The organism is Bacteroides zoogleoformans, assembly GCF_002998435.1.
Taxonomy (GTDB): domain Bacteria; phylum Bacteroidota; class Bacteroidia; order Bacteroidales; family Bacteroidaceae; genus Bacteroides; species Bacteroides zoogleoformans.
This window is the reverse complement of sequence record NZ_CP027231.1, coordinates 495,241-508,258: the sequence shown is the minus strand read 5'-3', so window position 1 is coordinate 508,258 and position 13,018 is coordinate 495,241. Positions and strand designations below refer to the sequence as shown.

General features: G+C 54.3%; 11 protein-coding genes. 3 read left to right on the top strand and 8 right to left on the bottom strand.

The features are described 5' to 3' along the window. The first annotated feature begins 93 nt into the window (after nucleotides 1-93). The 3 genes from C4H11_RS02185 to C4H11_RS02175 all read left to right on the top strand — a co-directional run bounded on the left by C4H11_RS02185 (nucleotide 94) and on the right by C4H11_RS02175 (nucleotide 2,515). Nucleotides 94-561: an HU family DNA-binding protein gene (locus C4H11_RS02185; RefSeq protein ID WP_106040305.1), complete on the top strand. Its 468-nt coding sequence runs from the start codon at nucleotides 94-96 to the stop codon at nucleotides 559-561. Between the two features lie 72 nt (nucleotides 562-633). Beyond that, nucleotides 634-1,629: a fimbrillin family protein gene (locus tag C4H11_RS02180; RefSeq protein WP_106040304.1), complete on the top strand. Its 996-nt coding sequence runs from the start codon at nucleotides 634-636 to the stop codon at nucleotides 1,627-1,629. 13 nt (nucleotides 1,630-1,642) lie between these two features. Next, nucleotides 1,643-2,515 (top strand): fimbrillin family protein, encoded by an 873-nt coding sequence (locus C4H11_RS02175; RefSeq protein WP_106040303.1) that lies wholly within the window; start codon nucleotides 1,643-1,645, stop codon nucleotides 2,513-2,515. 373 nt (nucleotides 2,516-2,888) lie between these two features. On the opposite strand, the gene C4H11_RS02170 is transcribed toward C4H11_RS02175, so the two are convergent. From C4H11_RS02170 to C4H11_RS02135, 8 genes are all read right to left on the bottom strand, one after another. After that, nucleotides 2,889-3,554: an outer membrane beta-barrel protein gene (locus C4H11_RS02170; protein ID WP_106040302.1), complete on the bottom strand. Its 666-nt coding sequence runs from the start codon at nucleotides 3,552-3,554 to the stop codon at nucleotides 2,889-2,891. Next, complete coding sequence (locus C4H11_RS02165) at nucleotides 3,551-4,345, bottom strand: nucleotidyl transferase AbiEii/AbiGii toxin family protein (protein WP_106040301.1); 795 nt, start codon at nucleotides 4,343-4,345, stop codon at nucleotides 3,551-3,553. The genes C4H11_RS02170 and C4H11_RS02165 overlap by 4 nt, the downstream gene beginning before the upstream one ends. Beyond that, nucleotides 4,342-5,145 carry a type IV toxin-antitoxin system AbiEi family antitoxin domain-containing protein gene (locus tag C4H11_RS02160; RefSeq protein ID WP_106043031.1) on the bottom strand — a complete coding sequence of 268 codons (804 nt, stop codon included), beginning with the start codon at nucleotides 5,143-5,145 and terminating at the stop codon, nucleotides 4,342-4,344. Before C4H11_RS02160 ends, C4H11_RS02165 begins: the two co-directional genes overlap by 4 nt. Before the next feature lie 136 nt (nucleotides 5,146-5,281). Then, nucleotides 5,282-7,177 carry a cobalt-precorrin-5B (C(1))-methyltransferase CbiD gene (cbiD, locus tag C4H11_RS02155; RefSeq protein WP_106040300.1) on the bottom strand — a complete coding sequence of 632 codons (1,896 nt, stop codon included), beginning with the start codon at nucleotides 7,175-7,177 and terminating at the stop codon, nucleotides 5,282-5,284. Nucleotides 7,178-7,188: 11 nt separating this feature from the next. Beyond that, entirely contained in the window at nucleotides 7,189-9,042 is a 1,854-nt protein-coding gene (gene cobM / locus C4H11_RS02150) for a precorrin-4 C(11)-methyltransferase (RefSeq protein WP_106043029.1), read from the bottom strand. Nucleotides 9,043-9,059: 17 nt separating this feature from the next. Continuing rightward, the gene (gene cbiE, locus C4H11_RS02145) at nucleotides 9,060-10,310 is read right to left on the bottom strand and encodes a precorrin-6y C5,15-methyltransferase (decarboxylating) subunit CbiE (RefSeq protein ID WP_106040299.1); all 1,251 of its coding nucleotides are present in this window, start codon (nucleotides 10,308-10,310) and stop codon (nucleotides 9,060-9,062) included. 35 nt (nucleotides 10,311-10,345) lie between these two features. Further along, complete coding sequence (gene cobJ, locus C4H11_RS02140; RefSeq protein ID WP_106040298.1) at nucleotides 10,346-11,767, bottom strand: precorrin-3B C(17)-methyltransferase; 1,422 nt, start codon at nucleotides 11,765-11,767, stop codon at nucleotides 10,346-10,348. A gap of 214 nt (nucleotides 11,768-11,981) precedes the next feature. Further along, complete coding sequence (locus C4H11_RS02135) at nucleotides 11,982-12,998, bottom strand: FAD:protein FMN transferase (protein WP_106040297.1); 1,017 nt, start codon at nucleotides 12,996-12,998, stop codon at nucleotides 11,982-11,984. Between the last annotated feature and the right edge of the window lie 20 nt (nucleotides 12,999-13,018).

The following is a 13,018-nucleotide window of genomic DNA, read 5'->3' as shown; positions in this document are numbered from 1 at the left end:
CAGTACGGCAACGGTCGAACTTACAGTACGGCAACAGTCGAACTTACAGTAAAGAAAAACAAATATATTAATCACCAAAAAACAGTAAAAATTATGTTGATTCATCAAATTAAAAAAGAGACTGCCTATATAGGCAAGAACAAGGGTAAGACCGTTTACTACGCGGCCCCCGTTGTACAGGACAAGATTACCACCCGCCAGGTGGAAGACCGCATCATCAACGCCACGGCGCTGTCGCGCGCCGACGTGCGCAGTGCCATCACCGCCCTTGCCGAAATCGTGCGCGAAGAGATGTTTGCAGGACGGGCGGTAGACCTCGCCGACCTCGGCTCGTTCAAAGTCGTTTCGATCGGCAAACGCGTGATGACGGAGAAAGAAGTCACAGCCGACACGCTGAAAGCCCCCCGCATACAGTTCTTCCCCAAAATGGAGATGCGCAATCAGGCCAAGAGCATACAGCGCATCGTGCTGCGCGAGGGCGAGAAAGTGTCCGAACAACCCGGCACCACGCCCACGCCCGGCGAAACACCTTCGCCCACGCCCGAAAACCCCTTGGGTTGAAACCCCGAAGGAGGGAAAACATTTTTCGTTCATCAACAGTAATCATTCAATAACAATAAAATAACAAAGAAAATGAAGACAATAAAGAATCTGGCAATGCTTGCCGTTGCCGCACTGACCGCTGCTTCGTGCAGCCACGACGAAAACCTCGTTGCTCCCGCCGACCACTTCCCGGCCGACGGCATCATCCGCGTAGCTGCCGACGTAACCCACCCGCAAACCCGTGCGGGAATGGAAACAACCAACCTTCAGGCGTTCCGGCTTCGCGTAGAAAACACCGAGAACGCCACCTATTCCTACAACGCCCTGATGAAGAAAGAAAGCGGCGAATGGGTGAGTTACGATAACGCCGGCACCGATAAACTGAAGATGCTCTGGCAGAACAAGACCCAAAAGGTGAACGTAGCCGCCGTATGCATCCCCTCCGACATCACGCTGACCGACGAGCATTGGAAGACCGACGGCGCCACGCCCGTGAACATCAAGGTAGAAGCCGACCAGAGCAATGCCGACCGGCTGAACAAAAGCGACCTCCTCGCGATGAAGAACCACGAGGTAGACCCTGCCAACGACCTGACCCCGCAAGGCAAGATGAAAGTGGAACTCAAGCACCGCCTGGCCAAGCTCAACCTCACCGTGCAGCTCGGCACGCAGTTCAACCTGAACGGCGCCGGCACCGCCACCAACCCCATCACCGCAGTGAGCGTGGAAGGCACGAAGACCGAGGCCGCATGGAAACTCATTGAAGATGCCATGACCGAACAGGGCAGTGCGACCCCCGTCAAACCCCTGACGGGTATCTACACCCCCGGCCAGGGCGAAACGAAGAGTGCCGTGGCGAAGTACGAATGCATCCTCGTGCCGCAGACCATCGCCGCCAACGGCTTCCAGGTGAAGATTGTCATAGCAGGCAAGACGTATACATGGAAGTCCCCGACCGGAGTCACCCTCGCGTCCGACAAGCAGCACGGCCTCACCCTCACCGTGGGCAAGGACGTCGTAATCGTCGGCGGCTTCTCGGCCACCCCATGGACCGAGGGCGGCACGGAGAATATCGAAACGGAATAAACTTTTTGATGCAATGAGACTTAAAGTAACAATAACACTTGCAGCGGCGGCCCTCCTCGGGGGGCTGACCGCCTGCAACAACGAATTTGACCGGCCACAGGCAGACCAAGTTCCCGAAAATGCCGTGCGGATTACGGCCGGTATAGCCAACCCGTTTGCCGCCACCCGCTCCATGCCGACAGGCACGGGGGAGGAGCAAACCAAGTTCAAGGCGGGAGACGAAATCTTAGTGTACGCTCCCAACAGCGACCAGCATGCCACCTATCGTTTCGATGGCACTGCCTGGAAGCCCAGAGACGGCGAGTACCTCCTTTGGAAAAGAGACCAGGAGGATTTCAGAGCCTTTTATCCCGCCGAATGGGGCTCGGTACATATAAGTGGGGCGCCATATGATTATCAAACAGACCAGAGTACTGAAGAAAACATCGCTAAAGCAGACCTAATGGTAGGGGATCTTAATCACCAAGCAAAGACGAAAGACGCGTTGCACTTTACGATGCAACGCTGGATGGCACGCTTCATTGTCAAGATAGCCGGCTTCAACTCCGAATTTCCTGCCGGAACCAAGGTGGATAACGTCAGGTTCCTTAACAAGATAGGCTCAAGCGGCCCTCTGGTAACATACACACCCTATGCCGAGGGCCGGGGCAAGGCGGGCAGCACCTACACGGTGCTTGTTCCCGATAATGCTTCGGACCATACGGTTTCCCTTACCGTAGGCGACAAGACGATGACCGCCAAGCTGCGGGATTATACGCCTGATAAGGGCAAGAGCTACACCTTTAACCTCACCGTGGGCAAGGAGAAACTCGAGCCGGGCGAAGTGACCGTGGCCGACTGGACAGGCAGCACAGTCATCACGGGCGGAGAAGCCGAGGCGGACTAAGGCACCCTCGCGCCGGAGTTGCCGTGCGGCTTCGGTCGGAGTTGCAGTGCGGCCTCGGTCGGAGTTCCCCGCGCTCCTCTCCCTTTCCGGCGGGAACAGCGTTACAGGCAGCGTGGCCGGAGAAAACTCGCTTCAGCCCGCTTCCCGGTTTGAAACCTGAACCTCCTTAAAGGCCCAAAAAGAAAGAGTCGTACCATTGCTCGAAACAGCGCTTGGTACGACTCTTCTTAGGTTTTGCAGTTATCATCTGCAGTTAAACGGTGCCCGTCGCCGGTCGGTGGTGCTGATTGCCGTCAGTCGGTACGCATGCCTGCCGCCGGTCACCGGTGCTGACTACCGTCAGTCGATGCGCATGACTGTCGCCGGTCACCGCTTACCGAAACCGGTATCCTAACGTGAAGAAAGAAGCGAAGTTCTTGGGCAGGTATTCCCTTGCTCCCGACAGTTCCGGCAGCCGGTTCATCTGCCTGTTCACCGTCACCAGCCCCACCTGCGCTTCCGCACCGAACTCGAATCTTTTGTATTCAAGAGCGATGTTTACAACAATACCGGCATCGAAACGATTATTACCTATCTTGCCGTCTATCATCTTGCCGAAAGTATCTGCCTTGAAACGAGAGGCGGGACGACTGCTGCTGGGATTGTATATTTCGCCCGATGTTTTACCGCCCACGCCGATGGCTGCATATGGCCCCGCAGCCAAGGAGGCATGATAGTTCTTGTCCAAGTGGAGGCGGGCTGCCAAAGTGACCGGCACTTGCAGATACAGCTCGTTCATCCGGGCGTCATGTATATGTCCTATCTCATCTTGTCCGCCAATAGAAACAAACTCCAATGCCGACTGCATCACCCATGTCCTGTTCAGGGTATATTCCGCACCGATGCCAGCTTTGCAGGCTATCTTCGTTTCGCTGTTCGCGCCTTTCCCGTGGAAGCGCGACGTTCCTATCCCTGCCTTGGCATAGAAAGACAGGAGGCTTTGCGCCGGGCAGCCCGATGCAACGACCGCCATGCAGAGGATTGCGATTGTCTTCTTCATTCTTTTAATTTATCTATCAATTGTAAGCGTACAAGTCCATATGCCGTTTGAGGGTCAAACGGCCTTTCCGGGCGAAGCAGGTTTTTCGTATCGCCCAGGAAATCGGCATCAGACATTTTCTCTTCCATATTATGGATGAATTGCTTATGCGTTGGCGGTTGTTTTACGGCAAACGCCATATAGCGATTGTAGCAGCGCAGAATTTCGTTCGTATCCACTGTGGCTTCCGATAAAGCTGCATATAAATCGAAAAGATCACGCCCTTTCTTCCTTTGATACAAAGCTCTGAGTTTTGTCCCGAGTAACTCATTCAGGTGATATGTCGTTATCTCGCTTTTTCCCGAAAACCAGCTGTTTGTCATTTCAAAAGGGATTCTAATCAAGCCAAGTTCATTGAAATGCTCAAAACAGTTTATCTCGATTTTCAGTCGCAGGGGAATTGTCGGGGGAATTTCCGATTCCATACGGAACAACATCGTGTTGTTGTATCGTTTCTGTTTTGTTACCCGATCCGGCAAGAAATCCAAAACTTCGCCTAATCTGGACATTATCGATTTAATCGGTCCCGGTGAGATCTGTACCAAATCAATATCCTCACTATATCTGGGTTGCGGCTTCAGATATAGTTTATGGAGTGCAGTACCCCCTCTGAATGCCAGCTGCGAAGCAAGAAATTCATCATTGAAAATGGCGACCAATGCACGAGATATGATAAGATCTTGTTCAACCTGGGCATTGTCATTCCAAGGGACGACCCGGTTCCATTGGGTAATGGCTGTTCTGTTTATCATATTTCGTCTGTTTCTATTATCGTATTAATATTTACTTTCCAACGGGTGTCCTTTTCCGCATCGGCATCAGGTCTGTGTGTACTCAGCGGAACAAATCTGAAACGCTTCGCATATAATTTTAATTCCGTATATACTATTTCGGCAATCTCATCCCGGCCCAATACCTTCTCCAGGATGTATCCCAATCGTTGTATGGTAGCAATTGAAGTATAATTGAACAGTTTCTCGGAAGCTCCTCGAAAATCCATTTTGTCCGTCAATTCATCCAGAATGGTCGCAGCCCTCGAAAGTCCTCCGATATGTTGCTCATATTGCACTATGTCTATGGATGTTAATTCCGCATTTGAATAATGAATGACTCCGGTTTCGGAATTCTTGGACAGCAGAAAATCGGAGGGAATCTCCTTACGATATACCCAGACAAGAGAATTATTCTTTGTCGATGAAACGGATGGCTTTGGCTCTACAGTTGTCACAGATACCGTTTGCGGACGCTGATGGGCCGCGCCTAAAATTTCTGCCGCATTCAACAGGCTTATATAATATGGCTTGTTTAGATATGACATCAGTTGCTCGATGTAGTATAATGGAGGGACTATCCTTTTAGCTGCATAATGTGGAGGAATGATTACATAAAATCCTCTGTATGCAGAATATAGAATGCCTTGTAATGACAACCGGAAAAGTTCATTCCTGATGACCTGCCCCGAATAAGCAGGAAATGCCAGCCTTACATCCTCGACCGAAAAGGTAGGGAAGCCACCGATTTCTCTGTATCGAATCCATTCTCTTATTGTCATATTGTGCGATTTTGGTGCAAAGATAATCAATTATTGATTACTATTGCATGTTTTTAGCGCAAAAGCAAACTTGGTAATAATTAGGGATATTCCAAGTGTTTACCTGATGCTTGGCGGTAGGACTTATTCCGGTTCTTCATGAGTAAATCTCACCGTTTTCGTTTATAAGTAATACGGTCAGTTCTCCGTTCGGCAACAGCGGGGCGCAATACCGATGACAATGCTCCACCAGTATCCTGCCGAACTCTTTCAAGACGTCTTTCGGTATGATGTCCCACAGTTCGCGTGCCAGCGTCATTTGCCCGATGGCGGCCAGGGTTTCGCTTCCGCATCCGGCCCGGCGGGCAATGTCTTGAATGAACGCCTTGTTCATGGTCACTTTCTTGCTGTGGGTGTCCGGATTCCCCTCTGCCAGTTTCACTGCCTTGCCTATCATCACGCCGAGGACGACGCGGGCCACCTCTTTCTCGTCCGCTATTTTCAGAGTCTCGCCGATGAAGTTGCCGTAATGTACAAAGGCTTGGGGCGGGAGGTCGGGATAGCGGGCTTTGATGTGCCGCTCGCTCTTTGCACCGGAGCTGATGACGATGAGCGGACTCTTCGTTGCCTTGGCCACTTCCATCGATTTGCGAATGGAGTTGACGAAGGCTTCCGAAGAGAATGGCTTCACGATGCCCGACGTGCCGATGACGGAGATGCCCCCCTCGATGCCGAGGCGCGGATTGAAGGTGCGTCGGGCTATCTCTTCTCCTCCGGGAATGGAAACGGTGACGACCAAAGGAAGAGACGGTTCGGCTAAATGAAGACGCTCAAGGCAGAGCCGGACGTTCTGCTTTATCATTTCGCGCGGCGTATTGTTGATGGCAGGTGCGCCCGGCTCCAGTCCCAAGCCCGGCAGGGTGACGGTGCCTACGCCTTCTCCGCCGCGGATGATGATGCGGGGAGCTTCTCGAGCAGTCTCTTCCCGCAAAGCGTCGGTCATGCAGGAGGGTGCGGCCACATGTGCCACAATCTTCATCCCGTCGGTGATGTCGGGGTCGTCGCCGGCATCCTTGATGACGGTGGCGCTTATTCCGCGGTAACTTTCCCCGTCGTCCTGCAATACCGGCCGGGGGGTATCTTCTTGAGGTTGCACGGGCACATAAATGGTTTCTCCGTTGGGCAATACCACCGGAAACTCTTCCGGGCGCTCTGCGGAGTTGCTGTTGAAGAGATCCCATGCGGCAGCCACAGCCGCAGCGGTGGCACATGTGCCGGTGGTCAGTCCGCTGTGCAGGGGGAAGAAATCGGGCAGAAGCTTCTCGACCATGCGGCGCAGCCCGTGTTCACCGTTCACACAGATAAACCTGCGAGACGTATCGGGGCGGCAAAGGGCGAAGATGCGTATGCCCAGTTGGCGGGCGGCTGCCACCTTCTCGTCGAATCCGCCTGACATTCCGCTCTCTTTGGTGAGGATGGCTTCGGGGCGCAGTTGTTGCAGCAAGATGCGTTCGTCTCCCCCCTGACGATAGTAGAAGAGACGTTCCGCAGGAAAACCTTGTTCACGGGCAAGCCGGCGCGAGCTGTCGCGGTCGAGAATACGGAAGTAGCACTTGTTGTTCTGCCAAAGCGGTTTCAGCTTTCCGATGGTTTGCACACCGGTAAGTACGAGTAAGGTAGCAATGTTTTCTGCCTCTATCCGCTGTATGGCATCGTCGTAATCCCTGCACCAAGTGATGTGCTCCTCATCCCGTTCGGGAAAGATGCGTTCAAAACGGATGACGGGAATACCTGTCTCCGATGAGACTTGCTCTAGCGTGTGGTGCAGCTGGGTGGCAAAGGGATGTGCCGCATCCACTATCAGTCTGATGTCGTGGCGGTGGCAGAATGCAATGGCCTGCCCCGCATCCATGGCTCCTTGCAGACGGATGCCGTTGTGCAGGAACACTTCCTGCTCATCTCCTTTTGTAGAGTAGTAGAAAGGTTTCCCGGCCTCTTCGAGCGTTTGGACGGAGATGCGTCCTTCGGTTGTTCCGCCAAATATCAATATCATAATGTGCTACGTTATTTCCTGAATAAATGCTTGAACTCGTGCGCATAGAGGCGTGACAGTCCTTCGCGGTTGCCGATGGCTTCACCCACTACAATCATCGTGGTCAGCGTCAGCTTATTCTCTTTCACTATCCGGGCAAGGTCTTTCAGTTCGCCGCGGAAAATCCGCTCGTCTTTCCACGTCAGGTGGTAGCAGACGGCCACGGGCGTGTTTTCAGGATATTCCTGAAGCAGCTCTTCCTGCACCTGATCGGCAATGCCGGCACTGAGAAAGATGCACATGGTGCTTTGCGAACGTGCCATAAGGTGCAGTTTTTCCCGTTCGGGCATGGGAGTGCGTCCTTCGCCACGGGTCAGGATGATGCTCTGCACCTTCTCCGGAATGGTGAATTGCGACCGCAAGGCAGCAGCAGCAGCCTGAAACGAGGAAATGCCGGGAGTGATGTGATAGCTCATGCCGTGTCGGTCAAAGTAATTCATCTGTTCCTGAATGGCACCGTAAATGCAGGGGTCTCCCGTATGTAAGCGTACGATGAAGCAGCCTTTGTCATAGAAGGTCTTCATCACCCGGAATTGTTCTTCCAAATCCATGGAAGCCGAACTGAGCACGGTGGCGCCCGGTTTAGCGCAGTGCGTCAGCTGGCGAGGCACGAGACTGCCGGCATATAAAATGAGGTCGGCTTTCTCCAGTAATCGGTGTCCGCGCACGGATATCAGTTCGGGGTCGCCCGGTCCGGCTCCTATAATTTCTATATGCCCCCGGCGCATCATGCCGCCGTCGATGGCGGCGGCTACGGTATAGTTTGCTCCTTTCACCTTAGGCAGCAGTAATTGGGAGTTTGCTGCCGTCAGCAGTGCGGCGGCTTCACAGACACTGGCTGTGCCCATGTGCTTCATCACGGTAGGGCTGGGGTGGGGGACTTCTATCGACGCCAGTTCTTCGGCTGTATGGAAGTTCACCGTATATTCCTTCTGTAAGGCTTTCACCACCGGCTCTTCGCTCTTGGCGTCGATGGTGGAGATGGAAGCGATGGAGGCGGGCAGTATGCCTTGCTCTTTCAGCGTTTCTTCTATGGCCCTCAGCACTTCCTGCGTCGGGCCGGCTTGCCGGGCAAGGCCGATGCCGAGGTGTACCGCACGGGGCACGTAGCATATCATGGGCGTTTCCGTGAAACGGGGCACCTGGGGAGATACGCACAGAATCAGTTCGAAGCGCGATGGCTCGATGTCTTCCGGACGATAAAACACCGTTACGTGCGACGGCAGGTGAGCCTCCATCCGGTCAGTGCCTTCATCGCGCACGGTGAGCAGCAGGGCTGTGGGTCTGCCCGAGACAAAGAGACTGATGTGCCTGTTCATGCTCACTCTTTCTTTTTCGCCGGAGGGGAGGGTGGATGGCGGAACAGAAGAGGAAGAGACGGGCGCAATGACTACGGGAGTCCAGCCGAACCGTTGCGGCAGGGTATCGAGCGCCCACAATCCGGTACGGTCGCTTTGTGTAGTCACCACCGGTTCGGCTCCGAGGATGCCTGCCGCTTCCATAGTCAGTTCGTTGGCTCCTCCGATGTGTCCGGAAAGAACGGAAACCACGTACTTGCCCGTACTGTCTATGCACAATACGGCGGGGTCGGTATATTTGTCTTTGATGCAGGGGGCGATGGAACGGATGCAGATGCCCATGGCGCCGATAAAGATAAAAGCGTCGTAGCGGCTGAAGTTTTCGGCCGTAAAGTCGGCGGCAGAATCTATATGAGTACATCCTTCTTCGTGCCTGAGGGTGAAAACCCCGGATGCGGGAAGTTCAGCGAGCAGCGTTCGGGCCACATGCAGACCGGCTTCGGAAATCAGGATAATGGCTATTTTCATCATGAATGATATTTATTCTAAGAAAGCGTGGCTTTCATTATTTCTATGGGATTATATTCGTTCAGCGTGATGCGGATGGAAGGTTGGAGCAACATTCCGTGCCTTTTTACGGCTTGGCTGAATGCCTCCTTGCTTTCTGCGGACACAGAATTGAATACGATGCATCCCCCGGGCAGTAACACCTCCTTCAGTTTGCCTGTCATTTCATCCAGATGTCCGCCGTGCCCGCCGATGAACGCGGCATCGGGGCGGGGCAGAGAGGCGGTTTCGGTTTGCAGAAAGTCGCCTGTCATTGCCGTAATGCCCGGAGCGCCGAAACGACGGCTATTTGTCTTCATCAGCGCTTCGCCCTCGGGGCGTATCTCGAAGGAAACGACCGTGAGGTGGGGAAACTGCAATCGGGCTTCGATGGAGACAGAACCCGTACAGAAACCGATGTCCCAGAACACGCGCCGGCGATTCAGCTCTAGCGCCTGCAAGGTGAGCAGGCGGATGGGGGCTTTGGTTATCATCCGGGCGCGCCCGTCAAGGTGTGCGAAGGCTTCGTCCGGAATGCCGAAGGGGCGGGGAGGAAGGGGCGTACTTACCATCGAAGAGCCGGCAGTTCCGGTGCAGTGCAGCAGCAGGTTGTTGGGATGCCGGAACGTCTCTTGCACGGCTTCCTCAAGAGAGAACCTGCGCACACGCTCCTTTTCGGGATGCCCGAGGTGTTCGCCTACGTACATGGTGTAATAAGAATAGCTGTACTCCAGCATGCGGGCGGCGATGGCCGACGGAGTATGCTCGCGGTCGGTAAGGACGCCTATCTTGGGAGCACGCTCCATCAGTGCGCGGTCGAACTCTTGCCACGGACGCCCCGTAAGCGAGACCGTGCGCATGTCATCGTACGGCATGACGAGCCGATGCGCCAGTGTCTGCAGGGAGTTGAATGCCGGATAAAGGCGGATGCCTGCTTCGGGAAGCTTCCGCCTGACGGTATTGGCAAAGCCGAAGAAGAGCGGGTCGCCCGAAGCGAATACAACGATGAAACGGTCTGAAAGCGCATTTCTCCATCGGGCGAAGGCCTCCTCGTATTGCGCGAACACATCCTCCAGCGGGGCGGTGATGGAAATCCATTCGGCTTGCGCGGGCAACAAGTCTTCCACAATCTCCTTATGGCGCAGGCCGCCCGAGAACACTTTTCCCTGCCGTATCCACGCTTGTGCTTCGGGCGTGAAGAAGGGCTCCCGGCTGTCGTCCATTCCTATGATGATAAAGTTTCGTTCCATACCAATCTACTGTTTGGGGATGCGGGCAGAGGTCCTCAGACGTCTCTTCCCGGCCTTAACTGTTCCGCGTCGTTGTAGCACAGCACGGAGTTGACCAGCGTGGCCGCGAGGTTGCTTCCGCCTTTGCGTCCTTCGACAATAATCTTGGGGATGTGCACGAAAGGCTTCACCATGTGTTTGGACTCCTGCACGTGCACGAAGCCTACCGGAGCGGCGATGATGCCCGCCGGATGCGCCTTGCCCTTCCGTATCAGCTCGCAAAGCTCCATCAGCGCCGTCGGCGCGTTGCCGAACACGAACAGGGCGTCCGGATGCTCGTCTGCGGCCAGACGGATGCCTGCCTGGGCACGCGTGATGCCTTTCTCAGCAGCCGTTGCCACCGCGCGAGGGTCGCCCAAATAGCACTTCACCTCGATGCCCAGCCGTTGCAAAGCCCCCTTGCGGATGCCGCTGGCAGCCATGGTCACGTCCGTCACGATGGTCTTTATCTTTCCCGCCTCGATGTCTTGGTAGAGCGATGCCACAGCCCCCTCGTCGGTACGTAGCAGATGCTCCATCTCGAAGTCCGCCGTGGTGTGTATGGCGTGCAGCAACGCCCATTTGTGGTCCGGCGCCATCTCTTTGTTCTTCAGTTCTTTCTCGATGGTGCGGAAGCTGCGAATCATGATGTCCTGCCCCTTGTTCGCGGGCTCTTCACTCTCCTTTCCGTCTTCCTGCGGATAATAGCCCCGCGGAGTGATGAAAGAGCCGTCCCAGGCGTACGACTGCGAATTGCCTATCAGTATCACGGTAAACATGTCCGCCTCTTCGGGATTGAAGGCGCCCAGCGTGGTGAGGTGCACCTCCTGTTCGGGGCGTCCCGCCTGACGGACATAGCCCACGGGCGTCTCGGGCGAGCGGCCTTCCGTCAGGAAAAGCTCTTTCAGGCGGTGGAGTTGCCAGTATCGCCCCTCGCTTCTGGGGTTATAGACGGCCGTCACAAAGTCCGCCGTCGCCGCCGCTCGGATGCGCCTTTCGATGCGCTCCCACGGCGTCATCAGGTCGGAGAGGGAGACGACGCAGAAGTCGTGCCCCACGGGGGCGCCCAGCAGCGACGCCGCCTTCTGGAAGGCGCTGATGCCCGGCAACGACACCACTTCCACCCGGCTGCCCCGTTCGCGTTTCATCTCGTAAATCAGGGGCGTCATGCCGTAGATGCCCGCGTCGCCGGAACTGATGACGCACACCGTCTTGCCCTGCTCCGCCAGTTCGAAGGCCTGCTCGGCGCGTGCGCGTTCGCGCTTCATGCCCGTGTCTATGCACTCCGTCTCCGGGCGGAGGTGCGGGGTCACAAACCGGAAGTAATATTTGTACCCCACCACCACGTCCGCCTCGTGCAGGGCGGCCGTCACCGCGGGCGTAATGTCCGCCTCGCTGCCCGGCCCTATGCCGGCAACGATTATCTTAGCTTGTTTCATCTTTTTTATATATATAAGGTATTATGACGGTTGGCGATGTACCCATCGCCTTCCCGTTCTTATTGCGTTACGGCGGATAAAGATAAGACTTAAATTCGAGGTGAACGAAAAATCTTTTTGCATTTTAGGGGTGCCCCTGTAAGCCTCACATATACTTCTTCATTCCTTCGGTCAGGAACTTCAATCTACATCCTTGATGTTTCCTCCTTCAAACTCACATATACTTCTTCATTCCTTCGGTCAGGAACATTCTCGGTTTGCCGTTTTTGTCCATGTATATAAAGCATGCATCAATGTCGGGCCGCATATCGGCAAAGCGTTCCGCTTCTTCCAGTCCCATCACCATGAATGCTGTGGCATAAGCGTCTGCGCTCATACAATCTTTGGCAATGACTGTTGCCGACAAGATGTTGTGTTGCACAGGGTAGCCGGTACGCGGGTCGATGGTATGCGCATACTTTTTCCCGTCTTTATAATAGTAGTTGCGGTAGTTACCCGAAGTGGCCATGCCTAAATTGCTAACTTTCAGTATGGTTTGCAATTCTTGGTTTACGGCCAGCGAATCATCTACCGGTTTGTTTATGCCGATACGCCATAGCCCGTCCTGCGGATTCTTTCCACGGACAACCACCTCTCCGCCGATATCGACCATGAAGTTGCCGATTCCGTTTTTCTCCAGCAGGTGGGCGACGACATCTACCGCATAACCTTTGGCCACGGCGCTGCACGAAAGCATGATGCGCGGGTCTTGCTTGATTACTTTCCCTTCGGTGGATAGTTTTACTTTGTCATATCCCGTGATTTCCAACAGGCTGTCTATCATGGCAGAATCGGGGAACGTTCCTTTCTTGAAGCCGAACCCCCATGCATTGGCCAGTGGAGCGACGGTGATGTCGAAAGCTCCGTTGGTTTCTTTGGATATTTCCATGCTGCGATGGAACACTTTAACAAAGAAACTGTCGGCCACAATATCTTCGTTCCGGTTGATACGGGTGATGATTGCCGTATCGTTGAATGGCGACAGCGAACCGTCAAAGCGTTTCAGTTCCGCTTCTATTTCTGCTTTCATATTACGGTCGTGTTGATAGGTGACCTTATATACTGTCCCGAATATCAGTCCGTTGTCGGTCTGATAAGAAGGGGTGGGGCGGTTATGGCGTGCCAATATCCATATGGTGCCCATCAATAGCAGAACAATCCATAAGAAATTCCGTTGTACTTTCTTGTCCATAGCTGTAGTTGTTTGAAGAT

Bases quoted from the DNA above. Each gene is read 5' to 3' on its own strand.
- C4H11_RS02185 (WP_106040305.1), top strand. From the start codon at position 94: ATGTTGATTCATCAAATTAAAAAAGAGACTGCCTATATAGGCAAGAAC.
- C4H11_RS02180 (WP_106040304.1), top strand. From the start codon at position 634: ATGAAGACAATAAAGAATCTGGCAATGCTTGCCGTTGCCGCACTGACC.
- C4H11_RS02175 (WP_106040303.1), top strand. From the start codon at position 1,643: ATGAGACTTAAAGTAACAATAACACTTGCAGCGGCGGCCCTCCTCGGG.
- C4H11_RS02170 (WP_106040302.1), bottom strand. From the start codon at position 3,554: ATGAAGAAGACAATCGCAATCCTCTGCATGGCGGTCGTTGCATCGGGC.
- C4H11_RS02165 (WP_106040301.1), bottom strand. From the start codon at position 4,345: ATGATAAACAGAACAGCCATTACCCAATGGAACCGGGTCGTCCCTTGG.
- C4H11_RS02160 (WP_106043031.1), bottom strand. From the start codon at position 5,145: ATGACAATAAGAGAATGGATTCGATACAGAGAAATCGGTGGCTTCCCT.
- cbiD (WP_106040300.1), bottom strand. From the start codon at position 7,177: ATGATATTGATATTTGGCGGAACAACCGAAGGACGCATCTCCGTCCAA.
- cobM (WP_106043029.1), bottom strand. From the start codon at position 9,042: ATGAAAATAGCCATTATCCTGATTTCCGAAGCCGGTCTGCATGTGGCC.
- cbiE (WP_106040299.1), bottom strand. From the start codon at position 10,310: ATGGAACGAAACTTTATCATCATAGGAATGGACGACAGCCGGGAGCCC.
- cobJ (WP_106040298.1), bottom strand. From the start codon at position 11,767: ATGAAACAAGCTAAGATAATCGTTGCCGGCATAGGGCCGGGCAGCGAG.
- C4H11_RS02135 (WP_106040297.1), bottom strand. From the start codon at position 12,998: ATGGACAAGAAAGTACAACGGAATTTCTTATGGATTGTTCTGCTATTG.